This window comes from uncultured Lactobacillus sp. (assembly GCF_948948975.1).
In the GTDB taxonomy this organism is placed as follows: Bacteria; Bacillota; Bacilli; order Lactobacillales; family Lactobacillaceae; genus Lactobacillus.
Genome location: NZ_CARBVX010000007.1, coordinates 15,823 through 33,213 on the forward strand (window position 1 = coordinate 15,823; position 17,391 = coordinate 33,213).

Annotated in this window: 17 protein-coding genes and 1 riboswitch; all 17 genes read left to right on the forward strand. The window is 35.0% G+C overall.

The window, feature by feature from the left end:
* Positions 1 to 66 precede the first annotated feature (66 nt).
* The 17 genes from pfkA to Q9R40_RS04315 all read left to right on the forward strand — a co-directional run bounded on the left by pfkA (position 67) and on the right by Q9R40_RS04315 (position 17,389).
* A complete protein-coding gene (gene pfkA / locus Q9R40_RS04235; protein WP_148421518.1) occupies positions 67 to 1,026 on the forward strand; it encodes a 6-phosphofructokinase in 960 nt (319 codons plus the stop codon).
* Between the two features lie 34 nt (positions 1,027 to 1,060).
* Complete coding sequence (gene pyk, locus Q9R40_RS04240; RefSeq protein ID WP_148421520.1) at positions 1,061 to 2,830, forward strand: pyruvate kinase; 1,770 nt, start codon at positions 1,061 to 1,063, stop codon at positions 2,828 to 2,830.
* 112 nt (positions 2,831 to 2,942) lie between these two features.
* A complete protein-coding gene (locus Q9R40_RS04245) occupies positions 2,943 to 3,836 on the forward strand; it encodes a S1 RNA-binding domain-containing protein (RefSeq protein ID WP_004897451.1) in 894 nt (297 codons plus the stop codon).
* The gene (gene xerD, locus Q9R40_RS04250; RefSeq protein ID WP_370648926.1) at positions 3,826 to 4,716 is read left to right on the forward strand and encodes a site-specific tyrosine recombinase XerD; all 891 of its coding nucleotides are present in this window, start codon (positions 3,826 to 3,828) and stop codon (positions 4,714 to 4,716) included. The genes Q9R40_RS04245 and xerD overlap by 11 nt, the downstream gene beginning before the upstream one ends.
* 5 nt (positions 4,717 to 4,721) lie before the next feature.
* Positions 4,722 to 5,084 carry a hypothetical protein gene (locus Q9R40_RS04255; protein ID WP_004897447.1) on the forward strand — a complete coding sequence of 121 codons (363 nt, stop codon included), beginning with the start codon at positions 4,722 to 4,724 and terminating at the stop codon, positions 5,082 to 5,084.
* Positions 5,077 to 5,820, forward strand: a complete 744-nt coding sequence (locus Q9R40_RS04260) for a ScpA family protein (protein ID WP_148421524.1) — start codon at positions 5,077 to 5,079, stop codon at positions 5,818 to 5,820. The genes Q9R40_RS04255 and Q9R40_RS04260 overlap by 8 nt, the downstream gene beginning before the upstream one ends.
* Complete coding sequence (scpB, locus tag Q9R40_RS04265) at positions 5,810 to 6,400, forward strand: SMC-Scp complex subunit ScpB (RefSeq protein ID WP_300857324.1); 591 nt, start codon at positions 5,810 to 5,812, stop codon at positions 6,398 to 6,400. Before Q9R40_RS04260 ends, scpB begins: the two co-directional genes overlap by 11 nt.
* A gap of 1 nt (position 6,401) precedes the next feature.
* Positions 6,402 to 7,121 (forward strand): pseudouridine synthase, encoded by a 720-nt coding sequence (locus Q9R40_RS04270; RefSeq protein WP_300723162.1) that lies wholly within the window; start codon positions 6,402 to 6,404, stop codon positions 7,119 to 7,121.
* Positions 7,122 to 7,182: 61 nt separating this feature from the next.
* A complete protein-coding gene (locus tag Q9R40_RS04275) occupies positions 7,183 to 7,920 on the forward strand; it encodes a LysM domain-containing protein (protein WP_304676448.1) in 738 nt (245 codons plus the stop codon).
* 70 nt (positions 7,921 to 7,990) lie between these two features.
* Positions 7,991 to 8,102: riboswitch (FMN riboswitch) on the forward strand.
* 82 nt (positions 8,103 to 8,184) lie between these two features.
* Positions 8,185 to 8,778, forward strand: coding sequence for an ECF transporter S component (locus Q9R40_RS04280; protein ID WP_004894495.1), 594 nt, complete (start codon positions 8,185 to 8,187; stop codon positions 8,776 to 8,778).
* 108 nt (positions 8,779 to 8,886) lie between these two features.
* A complete protein-coding gene (gene cmk, locus Q9R40_RS04285) occupies positions 8,887 to 9,552 on the forward strand; it encodes a (d)CMP kinase (protein ID WP_012846264.1) in 666 nt (221 codons plus the stop codon).
* A gap of 62 nt (positions 9,553 to 9,614) precedes the next feature.
* The gene (gene rpsA / locus Q9R40_RS04290) at positions 9,615 to 10,817 is read left to right on the forward strand and encodes a 30S ribosomal protein S1 (RefSeq protein WP_011161934.1); all 1,203 of its coding nucleotides are present in this window, start codon (positions 9,615 to 9,617) and stop codon (positions 10,815 to 10,817) included.
* Positions 10,818 to 10,890: 73 nt separating this feature from the next.
* Positions 10,891 to 12,198, forward strand: a complete 1,308-nt coding sequence (gene der / locus Q9R40_RS04295) for a ribosome biogenesis GTPase Der (protein WP_304676449.1) — start codon at positions 10,891 to 10,893, stop codon at positions 12,196 to 12,198.
* 164 nt (positions 12,199 to 12,362) lie between these two features.
* Complete coding sequence (locus Q9R40_RS04300; protein WP_004894504.1) at positions 12,363 to 12,638, forward strand: HU family DNA-binding protein; 276 nt, start codon at positions 12,363 to 12,365, stop codon at positions 12,636 to 12,638.
* Positions 12,639 to 12,737: 99 nt separating this feature from the next.
* Positions 12,738 to 13,997 carry a tetratricopeptide repeat protein gene (locus Q9R40_RS04305; protein ID WP_304676450.1) on the forward strand — a complete coding sequence of 420 codons (1,260 nt, stop codon included), beginning with the start codon at positions 12,738 to 12,740 and terminating at the stop codon, positions 13,995 to 13,997.
* 286 nt (positions 13,998 to 14,283) lie between these two features.
* Positions 14,284 to 15,486 carry an SIR2 family protein gene (locus tag Q9R40_RS04310; RefSeq protein ID WP_300857320.1) on the forward strand — a complete coding sequence of 401 codons (1,203 nt, stop codon included), beginning with the start codon at positions 14,284 to 14,286 and terminating at the stop codon, positions 15,484 to 15,486.
* Positions 15,479 to 17,389 carry an ATP-binding protein gene (locus Q9R40_RS04315; protein WP_304676451.1) on the forward strand — a complete coding sequence of 637 codons (1,911 nt, stop codon included), beginning with the start codon at positions 15,479 to 15,481 and terminating at the stop codon, positions 17,387 to 17,389. Before Q9R40_RS04310 ends, Q9R40_RS04315 begins: the two co-directional genes overlap by 8 nt.
* Positions 17,390 to 17,391 lie beyond the last annotated feature (2 nt).

Below are 17,391 nucleotides of genomic sequence, written 5' to 3' on the forward strand. Positions count from 1 at the left end.
TGAGTAAAAAAAATGGTACGATAAAATCGATGTGAGTAAAACACAGAAAATCGTAGAGGTGAATTCATGAAACGGATTGGTATTTTAACTAGTGGTGGAGATGCCCCTGGTATGAACGCTGCCATTAGAGCTGTTACTCGTACAGCTTTGGCAAACGGTATCGAAGTTTGCGGAATTCGTTATGGATATGCTGGTTTAGTTGCTGGTGATATTTTCCAAATGACTTCTGAAACAGTTGCGGATAAAATTAGCCGCGGCGGTACTTTTCTTTATTCAGCTCGTTTCCCAGAATTTAAGGAAGAAGAAGTTCAACTTAAGGGAATCGAACAATTAAAGAAGCACGGAATCGATGCTTTGGTTGTCATTGGTGGTGACGGTTCTTACCACGGCGCATTGAAGCTTACAAGACATGGCTATAATGCTATTGGTCTTCCTGGTTCAATTGACAACGATATTCCTTATACTGATTACACAATTGGTTTTGACACTGCATGTAATACTGCAATGGAAGCCATTGATAAGATTCGTGATACTGCAACAAGTCATCAACGTGTATTTGTTGTAAATGTTATGGGTCGTGATTGTGGGGATATCGCAATGCACGTTGGTGTTGCTACCGGTGCTGAAGCCATTGTTATTCCAGAAGAACCTTATGACATTAAAGAAATTGCTGAAACCTTGAAGCAAGGATTTGCTAATGGTAAGAAACATGGAATCGTTGTTTTAGCTGAAGGTGTTATGGACGCTGAAAAATTTAAGGATGAACTTCTTAAATATGGTGACTTTGATGCTCGTGCTAATGTATTGGGCCATATGCAACGTGGCGGAAGCCCAACAATGCGTGACCGTGTAGTAGCAAGTGAAATGGGTGCCTATGCTGTTAAGTTATTACTTGAAGGTAAAGGCGGCTTGGCTGTTGGTATGGAAAACAACAAGCTTACTCACCATGATATTCTTGATTTGTTTGATGCAAAACACCACGGTAATTATGCGTTATACTCATTAAACAAAGACTTAGCCAAGTAGTTTTTGATTTTGTATTATAGGAGATTTTTTCAAGATGAAGAAAACTAAAATTGTTAGTACTTTAGGGCCAGCCTCAAACGATGTTGAGACTATTACTAAATTAGCTGAAGCAGGTGCAAACGTATTCCGTTTCAACTTCTCACACGGTGACCACGAAGAACACCGTGCACGTATGAACATGGTTCGTGAGGTTGAAAAGAAGACTGGTAAACTTCTTGGCATTGCTCTTGATACTAAGGGTGCCGAAATTAGAACTACTGAACAAGAAGGCGGCAAGTTCACTATTAACACTGGTGACACTATCCGTATTTCTATGGACGACACTAAGAAGGGTAACAAGGACATGATCCACGTTACCTACGATGGTCTTTACGACGATACTCACGTTGGTGGTCACGTATTAATCGATGATGGTTTAGTTGACCTTTTGATTAAGGACAAAGATGACGCTAAGAGAGAATTAGTTTGTGAAGCTCAAAACACTGGTTTAATCGGTTCTAAGAAGGGTGTTAACGCTCCTGGCGTTGAAATCCGCCTCCCAGGTATTACTGAAAAAGATACTAACGATATTAAGTTCGGTTTGAAGGAAGGTATCAACTTCATCTTTGCTTCATTCGTTCGTAAAGCACAAGATGTTCTTGATATTCGTCAATTGCTTGAAGAAGCACATTGTGAATACGTAAAGATCTTCCCTAAGATTGAATCACAAGAAGGTATTGACAACATCGATGAAATCTTAAAGGTTTCTGATGGTTTAATGGTTGCTCGTGGTGACATGGGTGTTGAAATTCCATTTATCAATGTTCCATTTGTACAAAAAGAATTGATCAAGAGATGTAACGCTTTAGGTAAGCCAGTTATTACTGCTACTCAAATGCTTGACTCAATGCAAGAAAACCCACGTCCTACTCGTGCCGAAGTTACTGACGTTGCAAACGCTGTTCTTGATGGTACTGACGCAACTATGCTTTCAGGTGAATCTGCAAACGGTCTTTACCCAGTTAAAGCTGTTAAGGCTATGGCTGAAATCGACATGCGTACTGAAAAGCAACTTGCTAAGCGTAACAAGTTAGCTCTTCAAAGATTCGAAGAATACAAGGGTTCAAACGTTACTGAAGCTATCGGTGAATCAGTTGTTAGAACTGCTGAAGAATTGGGTGTTAAGACTATTATTGCTGCAACTGAATCTGGTTACACTGCACGTATGATTTCTAAGTACCGTCCAAACGCAGACATTATTGCTATGACTTTCAACGACAAGATTCAACACTCATTAGGTGTTGTTTGGGGTGTAAAGCCAATGTTGACTGAAAAGCCTAAGTCTACTGAAGAAATGTTTGAAAAAGCAGCTGAACTTGCTAAAGAAACTGGTCTTGCAAAAGACGGTGACTTAGTAATTATCGTTGCTGGTGTTCCTTTGGGCGAAACTGGTACTACTAACTTGATGAAGTTACAATTAATCGGTACCCAACTTGTTAAAGGTTTAGGTGTTGGTGAACAATCAGTTATCGGTAAAGCTGTAGTTGCAACTTCTGCTGAAGAAGCTAACAGCAAAGTTCAAGATGGTGACATCTTAGTTGCTAAGACTACTGATAAGGATTACTTACCAGCAATCAAGAAGGCTTCAGGTATGGTAGTTGAAGCTTCTGGTTTAACTAGCCACGCAGCTGTTGTTGGTCTTTCACTTGGTATCCCAGTTATCGTTGGTGCTACTGACGCAGTAGAAAAGATCAAGGATGGTTCTAAGATTACTGTTGATGCTCGTCGCGGTGCTGTTTACCAAGGCGAAGCAACTAACCTTTAATCTGAATTAAATAGCTTACTAAAATAGTCAGCGAAAGCTGGCTATTTTATTTTTGTCTTTTTTTCCTTATACTATAAGATGATAGACAAAATAAAAGGATTGAGGCGCTATTATGTTAGGTGAAATAAGAAAAGGAAAAGTTACCGATGAAAATGAATCTGCTTTTTATGTGCAGGTTGAAGGGGTAACTTTTGAATTAAAAAAAATAGAAATTACACAAGATGAACCAATCCATTTAGGTGATGAAGTACAAGGCTTTATTTATGAAAACAAGGATAAAAAGAAAGAAATGACACAATTTTATCCTTTTGCTCAAAAAGATCAGTATGGTTGGGCAACTGTAACAGAAGTGCGCCGGGACTTAGGTGTTTTCTTAGATATTGGTTTGAATGACAAAGACGTTGTTGTATCTTTAGATGATCTTCCACTTGAAAAGGATCAATGGCCAAAGAAAGACGATCGATTATTAGTACGTCTTGAAACTGATGAAAAAGAACGTATTTGGGCTAAAATGGCTGAAGAAAATGTCTTTGAGCAATTAGCCGCTAATTTCCCAGCACACTTAGAGAATAAAAACATGTCTGGAACTGTTTATAGAAATTATGAAGTAGGTTCCTTTGTAATTACCGATCAGTACTACTTAGCCTTTGTTCATAAGTCTGAAATGTTTCGTCCATTACGACTAGGTCAAAAGATTAAGGGACGTGTAATTGGAGTTAGTCAATATGGTCGATTGAATTTAAGTGTTCTTCCTCGAGGATTTGAAGAAATTGACGATGACGCACAAATGATCTTGGTAAGTTTACGTCGTGAAGCTACAAAAACTCTACCATTTTACGATAAGAGTGATGCTCAAGAGATTAAGAATCACTTTGGTATTTCTAAATCAGCTTTTAAACGTGCCTTGGGACATTTATTAAAGGATGGGTTAATTACTGAAGATAAAGATGCAGGAACAATTAGCTTGGTAGAAAAAGATGACTCAGACACAGATAATGAAGGATAATTTAGAAGATTATTTACGATTTAGTCAAGTAGAACGTGGCTTAAGCCCTAATACAATTGTTTCTTATCGAACTGATTTAGAAGAATATTTAAGTTATTTAGAAGATCAGAATGAAACAAGTTGGGAAGTTGATTACCTAGTAGTTGACGCTTTTCTTGCAACACAAAAAGATAAGGGAAAAGCCACAACTTCAATCAGTAGAATGATCTCTAGCTTACGGAAATTTTATCAATGGCTTTTGCGACAAGATATAATTGAACGTGATCCTTTAGTTAAAATTGATTCACCTAAAAGTGAACGTAGATTGCCAACAGCCCTTAGTGAGGAAGAAGTTACTAAATTATTGGATGCTCCTGATACCAAGACTCGTTTGGGGATTAGAGATCGAGCTATGCTTGAAGTGCTCTATGCAACGGGAATGCGGGTTAGTGAGTTAATTAATTTACGTACTGGCGATATTCATAGCGAGTTAAAAATCATTAGAGTTCTTGGGAAAGGATCAAAAGAACGTCTTGTTCCAATTACCGGAGTTGCTTTATCATGGTTAGAGAAGTATCAAAAAGATGTCCGAGAGAATCAAGTCTTAAAAAGCGGTCAATTTACTGATGTGATTTTCTTAAATAATCATGGTCATCAATTGACGAGACAAGCTGTTTGGCAAAAGATAAAAAAATATTGTCAACTTATCGGAATAACCAAAAATGTTACACCACATACTCTTAGACATACTTTTGCGACTCATTTATTAGAAAATGGGGCAGATTTAAGAGTAGTCCAAGAGATTTTGGGCCATAGTGATATTACAACTACGCAGATTTATACTAATCTGACGCAGAAACATATTTTGGAGGTTTACAATCAAGCACATCCACGTGCCTAACTATTATGATCAGCAAATATAAAAAAGATTACGAAAAAACTGTAATGGGATATTTATCCTATCTCCCAGATTTTAAAAATATTAAGAATCTGCAAGAAGAGATGAAACTGTATACTAGCGATTCCAATCAATTCGAGGTTCTTATCTATCAACAAGATGGTAATGCTCGCGGTATTGTTGGTATTCAAGAAGAGAAAGATTTTATTATTATTCGCTATTTATCTCTTGATCCGACGATGCGTGATGAAAAAACAAAGCAATTGGTAATGAATGACCTAAAGCATCTTTATCCTGATAAAATGATTACTGCCTTACCTAATTGGGCATCTTTATTAAATTATTTAAAGGAAAATAAAACTGATGAATAATGTTGATGAATTAACTTTAGATCTTCCTAATTTTACGGGACCGCTCGATTTACTTTTACACTTAATCAGGTCACAAAAAATAGATATCTATGATATTCCAATTGCAAAAATTACGGGACAATATTTGGCTAATTTAGCTCGCTGGCAAACTTTGGACTTACAAATTGCTGGAGAGTATTTTGTGATGGCGTCAACATTACTTAGAATTAAGTCCCAGTATTTGCTTCCTAAAAATGACTTCATTGAGGAAGATCAGTATCAAGAAGACCCACGTACTGAACTTGTTGAACAACTAGTGCAGTACTCAGTCTTTCAAAGAATTGCCGAATACTTTAAAAAAAGAGATGAAGAAATGCCAATTACAGTGGCAAAGGATCCATCTGTTTCCCCTAAAAAAGAGATTGAGCCACTTCCTTTAGGAGAAATTACAAGTGATGAGCTTGCAAATACTTTTAAGGTGGTTTTAGAGCGATTCAAACTGAGAAAGCCACAAGTTGGAAAAATTGAGGTTCACGAGACTTCAATTGAAGAAATGACAAGCTTTTTAAAAAACAGGTTACAAAATAAAAGATCGACTAGTTTTTTTGATTGTATTAAAAACTTTCAAGATCTTGATCAAGTAATTGGGTTGTTCCTAGCAGTTTTAGAATTATGTCGTGATCATAAAATTTTGGTAAAGCAAAATAGAGATTTTGGTGATCTAGAGTTAGAGAAAGTTGAGATTAATGGCAAGTAAAGAAGCAGAATTAGAAGCCTTACTTTATGCAGCGGGGGATGATGGTTTAGAAACTGAGAACTTACTACAGTTGTTAGAAATTTCTCCAGCTGCCTTAAGAGAATTAGCTAATCATCTTAAGGACCAATTGAAAAATGATGAAAATTCAGGTTTGCAGTTAATTTGCATCAATCAAACTTATAAATTAACGACTAGTCCGAAATGCGGAGATATTATTTCGAAATTTTTCCAAAAAGATCTATCTAAAAATTTAAGTCAATCAGCGCTTGAAATTTTGTCGATTATTGCGTATCGGCAACCAATTACTCGAGTTGAAATTGACGACTTAAGAGGGGTTAACTCAGCAGGTGCGCTGCAAACTTTGGTTTGGCGCGGATTAATCAAAGTAGATGGAAAAAAGGATGTTCCAGGGCATCCTAACTTATATGTAACGACCGATTATTTTTTACAGTACTTTAATTACGAAAGTTTAGCTGATCTACCAGTAATTGAAGAGTTTGAAGCAGATGATAATCCTGTGAACTTATTTAATCAGGATGATAGTAGAAATAAAGAAATTAATTTTGATGAGGGTGAGTAAAATGGCTGAAAGATTACAAAAGGTAATTGCGCAGGCAGGTGTTGCCTCAAGGCGTAAGGCTGAAAAAATGATTACTGCAGGACAAGTAACTGTTAATGGAAAAAAAGTTACTGAACTAGGAACAAAAGTTGAGCCTAGCGACAAGATTGAAGTAAATGGAGTTCCGATTGAAAAAGAAGCTCTCCATACATACTTGTTTTATAAACCACGTGGTGTCATTTCTTCAGTAAGTGATGATAAAGGAAGAAAGACAGTAGTTGATTTCTTTGAAGATGTACCATATCGCCTTTATCCAGTAGGGCGTCTTGATTATGATACATCGGGCTTATTATTAATGACAAACGATGGTGAATTAGCAAATAAGTTAATGCACCCACGTAACGAAGTACCAAAGGTTTATGTAGCAAAGATTAAGGGAATTCTTTCTCCAGAAGAGATTCGTTCTCTTACTCATGGTGTGCGTATTGATGGAAGAAAGAGTGCACCAGCTAAGTTAAAGATTTTAAAGACTGATGAGAAAAAGAAGACTCAAATTGTTCAATTGACTATCCATGAAGGTCACTACCATCAGGTTAAGAGGATGTTTGAAGCAGTACATCACCTTGTAGAAAAATTAGCTCGTGAAAAGTATGCCTTTTTAACTTTAAAATCATTAAATTCGGGTGAGTATCGTGAATTAACGAATGAAGAAGTCTTTCGTTTAAATCACTTAGCTGACTAACGCTTTATTAAAAGCTATGATAAAATAAAACTAATAATCTATAATTTTGGAGGACTTTTGAATGAAGGAAAATAAATCTCAGGACAATAAAGAACCAAAAGGCCCTTACAAGCATTTTGAGCGTCCTAAAACATCTAGAAGGGCAATGCATCATCGGGAGTCAGAGCCAGAAGTTACTTCTAGAAAATCTACTCAATCAGAAGGCAGTCCAAAAGGTCCACATCATAGTCAGCTCTGGGCTGGATTGATTATTGTTGCAATAATTCTTATCGCATTAATTCCGATTGTTTCTTCGAGATTGCATGCAAACTCTAATAACTTAGCGGAAAAGAGCGTTAAAGTGTCAAAAAGCTCATCTTCTAAGTCTCACAAGCCTAAAAGTAAAAAGAGTAAACAAAGCTCTTCTAAGAAAAGTAAGTCAAAGAGTAGCAGTGTAAAAAGAGAAGAAAGTTCTTCAAGTCAATCTCAAGACACCACACCAGCTGTTGTTAGTCAATCAGAATCTCAAAGTAGTCAAGTTAGTCAAAGTAGTACGCAATCTTATGAATCTAGTGCTAGTCAAACTACTACTCAAGATCAAAGCCAACAATCAACTCAAACTAATCAGAATACTTGGCAAAACAATGGTGGAAGCAGCTATTCACAACATGAGGCACCAAGATCTTACACTGTCCAAGAGGGAGATTCTTTATCAAAGATTGCCCGTGAAAATAACACTTCAGTGCACCACTTAGAACAAATTAACGATTTAGAGTCAGCTGATAGTATTAGTATTGGTCAATCAATAAAATTAAGATAATAAAAAACAATAATGTTTACAATTCTACTAAGAAGTATTATGATTTACTCGTAAAACGTAAATACAAGGATGTTGTCTTCAGGGCAGGGCGAAATTCCCGACCGGCGGTTAGAGTCCGCGAGCTACACATGTAGTTGAACCTTAGGTACCGATAGTTATAGTCTAGATGGAAGAAGACAGACCATAGAATTAAACATGATTTAGATGATTAATAAGGTCTGTTGCTGAAGCGACAGACCTTTTGTATGTTATGGAGGAACTATCATGCAAAGAAAAACAAGTTTAAGTCATGTAAGATTAGCCTACTGGCTCGCTTGGGCAATGATTGGTGCGTTAGCATTTTTGATTATGAAGATTGAAGTGCCAATTATTCCCGGCTTTGATTACTTAAAGATGGATTTTTCTGATTCATTAGTAGCTTTAAGTACTTTGGTTTTTGGCCCTCTGGGCGGAACAATGATTGCACTTTTTAAATCATTGTTGAGCCTCTTTATTTCGGGATTTAATCCAATTTCAATGATTGGCCAATTAGCTGCCTTTTTAGCAAGTTTAGCTTATATCTTGCCATTCTACTTCATTAGTAAAAAGCATGAAGATAAAGTACAATATCAAATTTTGGGATTAGCAGTCGGAACGATTGCGTTAACGGTAGTAATGTCTTTAGCAAACTACTTCGTTTTAACTCCAATGTATATTTCATTAATGGGCTTTAAGCTTAATTCATCACTTTTAACTTACATTGTTTCAGCGATTGTACCATTTAACTTAATTAAAGGAATAATTAACAGTATTGTTGTTCTATTATTGGCCAAGACCTTATTGCCAGTTTTAGAAAAATTTGTAAGACGTAATTTTTAAAGTTTAAATAGTAAAAATAATTTTATTTAGCAGGAGTCATTTGACTTCTGTGTTTTTGTTTTATGGTAGAATTTACTTTGAATGAAAAAGAAAGGACTAAATTATTTAATGCAAGTAGCTATTGATGGGCCTGCATCAGCGGGGAAGAGTACAGTTGCTAAAATTATCGCACATAATTTGGGCTATATTTATATCGATACTGGTGCAATGTATCGAGCATGTACATTAATTGCACACGATAATAATGTTGACTATGGGGATGAAAAGGCAATTTTGAACTTAATCGACCATAGTACAATTGATTTTAAGCAAGAAGATGGAGAACAAAAGGTTTACGTAAATGGTAAGGATGTTTCAATTGACATCAGAACACCTGAAATTACCGAAAACGTTTCTCAAGTTTCTGCCTTAAGATCAATTCGTGAAAAGATGGTTGAATTACAGCGCGAAATGGCGGGTAAGCACGATGTTATTATGGATGGTCGTGACATTGGAACGACAGTTTTACCAGATGCAGAGGTAAAAATATTCTTAATCGCTAGTGTTGCATCAAGAGCTAAGAGACGCTTCTTAGATTTTCAGGAAAAAGGCATTCATCAAGACTTAAAAGATATCGAACATGATATTGAAGTTAGGGACTATAAAGATTCTCATCGTGAAATTTCTCCATTGAAAAAAGCAGATGATGCAATTGAATTAGATACTACAAACTTAACAATTGATGAAGTTGTAGCCAAAATAACCGAGATAATTCAAAAAAAGCAAAAAAATTAAACAAAAGTGTGGAAAAAAGATATCAAGTACTTTAAAATAAAGTATGATATTGGGAGGTAATTATGACAGATAATAGTAATCAATTCTTAGATGCTCTAAAAGAAATGCAGGGAGTTGAAGTCGGCAACATTGTTAACGTTGAAGTTTTAAGTGTTGAAGATGGACAAATCGCTGTTGGTGTTGAAAATGCAGGTGTTGAAGGTGTAATCACTAAGCGTGAATTCACTAACGACCGTAATGCAGATTTGAACCAATTGGTAAAACCTGGTGATAAGTTTGAAGCTTTAGTTCTTAGAAGAGCTGGTGGCGACAAGGAAAACGGTGAATTCTTCTTCTCAGTTACTCGTTTGAAGGAAAGAGAAGCTTACAAGGAATTAGAAAAGGTCTTCGAAGAAGGCAAGACTGTTGAAGGTACTGTAACTGGTGCTGTTCGCGGTGGTTTATTAGTTGACGTTGGTACACGTGGATTCTTACCAGCTTCATTGATTTCTAACCGTTACGTTTCTGACTTGAAGCCTTACATTGGTAAGAAGATGAACTTGAAGATCACTGAAATTGATCCTAACAAGAACAGATTAATTCTTTCAAGAAAAGACTTAATCGAACAAGAACGTGAAGAAGCTTTCGAAAACGTTGCTTCACAATTAGTTGTAGGTGACACTGTTGAAGGTAAAGTATCACGTTTAACTGGTTTCGGTGCCTTTGTTGACGTTGGTGGTGTGGACGGTTTAGTTCACATTTCAGAAATTTCTTACAAGCATGTTGATAAGCCAAGCGATGTATTGAAGGCTGGTCAAGATGTTAAGGTTAAAGTTATCGGCATTGATGACGATAGACATAGAATCTCCCTGTCAATTAAGCAAACTTTACCATCCCCATTTGAAGAAGCTACTGAAGGCTTACATGAAGGCGACATCATTGAAGGTGAAGTTAAGACTTTAACTTCATTCGGTGCATTCATCGAAGTAGCTGATGGAATTCAAGGCTTAGTACACGTTTCAGAAATTGCTAACAAGCACGTTGATAAGCCAAGTGATGTTTTAAAGGTTGGTCAAACTGTTAAAGTTAAAGTTTTAAGTGTTGACCCAAGTGACAGAAGAATCTCATTGTCAATCAAGCAAGCTGATCCTAATGCTGCTAAGAGTGAAAACAACTCACGTCCACGTCGTCGTCAAGATTCTGTAGCTGATAAGTACATGAATGACAATGACAACGGTTTTGCTTTAGGTGACATTATTGGTGATCAACTTAAAGATAAGGATTAATCGTCATTAGTCTAAAAAAAGCTGACTCCGGTCAGCTTTTTTTATTTCATTAGATAGAAAGGGGTAGAATAATATGTCATTACCCGTAGTTGCATTAGTTGGACGTCCAAATGTTGGTAAGTCAACTATTTTTAACAGAATTATTAATTCTCGTGTAGCTATTGTTGAAGATAAGGCTGGAGTTACTAGAGATAGAATTTATGCCCGTGCTGAATGGATGGGTCATGAATTTATCCTGATTGATACTGGAGGTATTACTCTAGATTCTGGTGAAATTGAAGAACAAATTAAGGCACAAGCTGAAATTGCTATTGATGAAGCAGATGTAATTGTAATGTTAGGGGATATTACTCAACATATGACTAACATGGATGAAACAATTGCTAAAATGCTTTATCGAACTAAGAAACCAGTTATTTTGGCCATTAATAAGGCTGATAATCCTGAGCAAAGAACAGATATTTATGACTTTTACAGCTTAGGATTAGGTGATCCAATCCCAGTTTCTGGTAGTCATGGAACTGGAATGGGAGATTTACTGGACGCAATTGTTGGTGAATTTGGAGACAAGGCTAACCAACATGAAGATGGGTCAATTCGTTTTAGTGTGATTGGACGTCCAAATGTCGGTAAGTCTTCACTTGTAAATGCTATTTTAGGTGAACAACGTGTAATTGTTTCTAATATCGAAGGAACGACTAGAGACGCTATTGACACGACTTTTACCAATGATGGACAAAAGTATACCATCGTTGATACAGCCGGTATCAGACGGCGTGGTAAGGTCTATGAGAAGACCGAAAAATATTCTGTCTTAAGAGCGATCAGTGCGATTGAAGAAAGTGATATTACACTTTTAGTTTTAGATGCAAGCACTGGTATTCGTGAACAAGATAAGCACGTAGCTGGATATGCTCATGACGCAGGCCGCGGTGTAATTATTGTTGTAAATAAGTGGGATCTACCTAAAAAAGATAGTAGAAGTATGAAGGACTTTGAAGATACCATCAGAAGAGAGTTCCAATACTTAGACTATGCTCCAATTATTTTTGTTTCTGCTAAGACGGGTCAAAGAGTTCCAGATATCTTGAAGCTTGTTAAAGAAGTTCATGAAAATCAAACTCGTCGAATTCAGTCTAGTGTCTTGAATGATTTACTTCTTGAAGCAACTAGAATTACACCAACTCCACTTGTTAATGGAAAGAGATTAAGAATATACTACATGACCCAAGTTGCTGTAACGCCGCCGACATTTGTTGTCTTTGTAAATGATCCAGAGTTACTTCACTTCTCATACCAGAGATTTTTAATTAATCAATTAAGACAAAACTTTGATTTTGTGGGGACACCAATTAAAATCTTAGCTAGAAAACGTAAATAAGCCTTAAATTTCAAAAAAATAGGGATATATCTACGAAAAAGCTTGCAACTAAGCGTCTTAGTGTGCTAATTTTATTGCAGGGAATAAATGAATAACTCATTTTTCTTATTTTCAAAGGTTTTTGTTTAAAAATACTATTAGTTCATTTCGGGAGGTGAAGTGGAATGGCAAACAAGGCAGAATTAGTTTCTGAAGTTGCTGCTAAAACTGACTTAACCAAGAAAGAAGTTGCTGCTGCAGTTGATGCAATCTTTAACTCTATTCAAGAAGATCTTGCTAAGGGTGAAAAAGTTCAATTAATCGGTTTTGGTACTTTTGAAGTACGTCACCGTGCAGCTCGTAAGGGTCGTAACCCACAAACTGGGGCTGAAATCGAAATCCCAGCTTCTAAGGTTCCTGCATTCAAGCCAGGTAAGGCTCTTAAGGATGCTGTTAAGTAATTGTTCAGTTACTAGCAAAATAAAACGTGCTAAGTTGTATAGCTTGGCACGTTTTTTGTGTACAATTATTGTGAGAGCACAAATGAAAAGAGTGAAAAAATGACTTATTCTGAACAACTATTAGATGCAATTCAAAATCATGATTTTTCTGATAATCGAATTCTCTTGAAAAAGGCTTTAGATAATGATGATCCAGAAATCCTTGCTTCTTTAGCTGAAAACCTGACTGATCTTGGTTTTACTGATCTTTCTAAAGAGGTTTATCGTTTTTTGATTAGACAATTTCCTAAAGAGGACTTATTTAAGGTCTATTTAGCTGAAATTTTGTTAAATGATGGGGATGAAGACGATGGCTTGCAGCTACTTTATGATGTAAAGCCAGATAGTGATGCTTACCTTGAAAGTTTGCTTGATTTAGCTGATTACTATCAAAGTAATGGACTAATCGAAACAGCCCATCAAAAGCTCTTAGAAGCCCATAAATTAGCTCCTGATGAAGATGCCATTAACTTTGGCTTGGCTGAATTAGACTATCTTAGCGGTGACTACAGCGAAGCCTTAGACTTATACCGGAAATTAGCTAAAAATAATAAGACTTTTGGTGAAGTAGTTTTAAGTCAAAGAATTGCAGCTTGTCTTGCTAAATTAGGTGAGTATGAAGAAGCAGCAAATGAAATTAAGAGTCATGAAAATGATATTTTAAGTATTGATGCTCTTTATGAAGCTGGCTTAATTATGCTTTCTGCTAACGATAATAAGGCTGCGATTAAGTATTTAGACCAAGTAATTGAAACTCAACCTGATTATGTAAATGCCTATCCACTTCTAGCGCAAGCCTATGCTGCAGAAGACAATAATGAGGAAGTACTTAGAACTGCGCAAACTGGTCTATCTTATAACGAATTGGATGAAGTTTTGTATAGTTTGGGAGCCAAAGCTGCTGCTAACTTGAATCAATTGGATGAAGCAGAACGCTTGCTTAAAAAGGGACTTGAGGTTGCCCCTGACAATAGTGATTTGCGCTTGCAATTGTCTAACTTATATCTTCACCAGCATCAAGATGAGGCTAATATTAGCTTGTTCAAGGATCTTGATGATGAAGAGTTAGAACCACAAGCTCACTGGAATTTGGCTGTTTCTTATCAAAGACTTGAAGATTACGATAAGGCTAAGAGTGAGTTCTTGCTTGCCTATCCAGCCTTTCAAAATAATGCAAGCTTCTTGAGACAGATGATTAGCTTGTTCTATGAATTGCGTGAAATTCCAACAACTAAGGAATTGATTAAGAAGTACTTGCAAGTTCAACCAGATGATCTTGATATGCAAGATATGTTAGATGAATTGAATAGTGAAGAGTAGTAAAAAGCTGGCTTGTTGGCCAGCTTTTTTGTTTGGTTCATATTTTTTATTATGTAAAGTACGAATACAAGTTTTCTATATTTTATTTTGATATTAAAACATAGGGTTATTAGGAAAATAAATTATTAAATTTTAGTGGTTTGTGTAGAGATCTAAAAACAGTACTTTCTCTTTCTGAACTTAAAAGAAAACAAAGTAGTACTTTGATATACTTATTCTATAAACCGATTAGTAATAAATAAGTAGAAAATCTGGATATTTTTTATCTCAATTAGGGAGGAATAGTATGAATCAACGTGTAATTGATCCAACACAATTTATAGATGATTTACAAGGAAAGAATATTAACTTTTTGATAGGTGCTGGAGCATCAGCTGGATTGGTTAGAACGCTTAATATTTCGCTGCCTAATGAGTCATTTGAAGATTTCTATTCATCGGATGATATAACGCCAGAACAACGAGCAGTGTTAGATTTTATTTGGTTTCAACTATGGATAAAGGATACGCTAGTTGATGAAGAAAAAATGAAGGAAGTAAAAGAGAAGGGAGACAATAAAAGCGATGTAATAAAAAATTATTATGAATTTGTAAATAACTTAGCAGGTTTGTTAGATGCAGAAGGGTATGATAAGCCAAAACGAGCTAATATTTTTACTACAAATTATGATTCATTATTTGAATTAGTCTTTGATGAAATATCAAAAAAGAATCGATTAATTTATTTTAATGATGGTAGCAGAGGTTTTTTCAATAGATATATTTCAACAGAAAATTTTAATCTTAACGTTTCTCATTCGGCCGTAACTGATAATTTTCAACGTAGTATTCCAACTATTAACTTGTTAAAAATACATGGTTCTATTACATGGACTAAGAGTAAGGAAGATAAAATAAAAGTTAGTATGAATTCAGATACTTTTAACAGTTTAGTAGAACTAGGAAATGAGTTGAGCAATAGAATTGACGAACATAGTTCTATTTATAAGGTGTTTTTTGATCACGACCAAGACGTAGATAACGATATTAGAGAAAAACTACTAAACGAATTATTAGAATTTTATAAGGTAAATCAATATGAAATTGAAAGTTTTATACTAAAGTATCATAATCTTCAAGTGGTAAATCCGACTAAAGAAAAATTTAGAGAAACTGTATTTCAACAAAATTATTATCAAATGATACGAATGCTAAGCTTTGAATTAGAGAAGAAAAACTCGGTTTTAATAGTATTTGGTTTCTCATTTGCAGATGAGCATATTAGAGAAATTGTAAAAAGATCGATAATTAATCCATATTTGAAAGTATTCGTCATTTGTTATGACGCTTCTACTAGAGAAAAAATTAGTAGTATGTTTCAAGATGTTCAGACTGATAATATTGAGTATCTTCCTTATTCTTTTGAAAAAAATCAAGATGGTCAAGACTTAGAAATACATGGCAATTTCGATTATTTAAACTTTTTATTTGGTGATATTAGTAATGGATAACAAAGAGTATATCATTGGGACGGTTAGAGAGATTCAAGGAACTTCAGTTATTGTTCGAATGTTTGAGGGAGCAGATCAATTTACTTACTTTATTAATGGTAAAAGATACTCTGGAGTGCTTATTGGGTCCTATATTGGAATAAAACGTGGGCAATATCTAATAGTAGAACTTATTGAGAAAGAAAGTGCCATTGATAATTTAAATGATATAGAAAATCATACCTTTTCTAAAAAAAGATTTGTTCGTGAATTTTATTTGAAAATAATAGGATCTTTTCATCGTGGAATATATACCCAAGGTATGGTGGCATTTCCTCAAATTTTTAATGATGTTGTGCTTTTATCAGACGAACAAATTCATGCTGTGATAGCTGGTGGCCAAGTTGTAAAAAAGGAGTCTCTTGAATACTTAAAATTAGGAAAAATCTGGCCAAATGGGATTGATTATTATGTACACTGGCCGAATTTGTTTAATACGCATATTGCGATATTTGGAAATACTGGGAGTGGAAAGTCCAATACTTTAACTAAGCTCTACACCTCTCTGTTTGATTTAGCCAAAGAGAAGAAAATTGACTTTGGAGAATCAAAATTTTGCTTTTTAGATTTTAATGGAGAATATACTTCTGAAGAGGTCTTCTCTAAAGAAAAAGATGTAATAAAATTATCTACTAGAAAACCAGCTGATTCCATACAAGACGAAAATAAATTTTCAGTTCCATATAATGTATTCTGGGACAAAGATTTGCTATCAACTATATTTGGAGCTACAGAGCAAACACAGCAACCATTTCTATCTAGGCTAATAAATTTTTATTTTAAGGATGATACTTTTATTGACCATATTTCTAATTATGTGGTGAGAGCTTTTCAAGAAATATACACTTCTAGTGCAAATTTAGAATCGCTAAATTTGTTAAAAGAGGTTCTTAATGATCTTGCCTTAAATAATGAGGCTGTGAGTGAGTGGATTGATAATAGTTTAGTAAATAAAACTACTGGAAAATTTTATTCAACTCATAAATTTGATGGGTGGGATCTATTCAAAAGGGACTCTCTTTATTTTTGGAATATAAATACACAAGCTTTGAATTCGGAAATAAAAAACGCCAAAGAAAATATACAGATAGAAACTATATTTGGCTTTCCTCCTAAAGTTTATAATCCAATTCATCAATTAAAAATTGCTGCTAAATTGCAAATGATACACGATCTATCAAATCATACAATTCAGTATGATCATTTAGCACCTCTATTGCATCGTATTGAAGCGAGAAGTAAAGATTTAAATAAAGTAATAATTATTGGGCCAAAAGAACATAAAATTACTGATAATAGAAAGAATATACAAATTATTTCGTTAAAAGATGTTAATAAAGACATTAGATTATTGATACCTTTATTAGTAGCAAAAGTTACATATTCACATCAAAAATCATCTAATTCTAAACACAAAAAAATATTCAATTTAATTATTGATGAAGCTCATAATATATTATCGGATCTCTCAGCAGTTGAATCTGAAAAATGGAAGGATTATAGATTAGATGTATTTGAAGAGATAATAAAAGAGGGAAGAAAATTTGGTTACTATTTAACGATTGCGAGTCAGAGACCCGCTGATATTTCTGCAACTGTTGTTTCTCAGGTACATAATTATTTTATCCACAGGCTTGTAAATGATAATGACTTAAAAATGCTCCAAAATACTTTATCTGCTTTAGATGCTGTAACTAGGAGCACTATTCCAAATTTATCTCCAGGACAAGCTATAGTGACTGGAGTTTCTTTTGAACAGCCAGTGGTGGTACAAGTTGATGAATTAGATGATTCAAAGAAACCAAAAAGTTCTAATACTAATTTGTTGAAGATATGGGGTAGGGACGAACAGGGGGTAAAATAGTT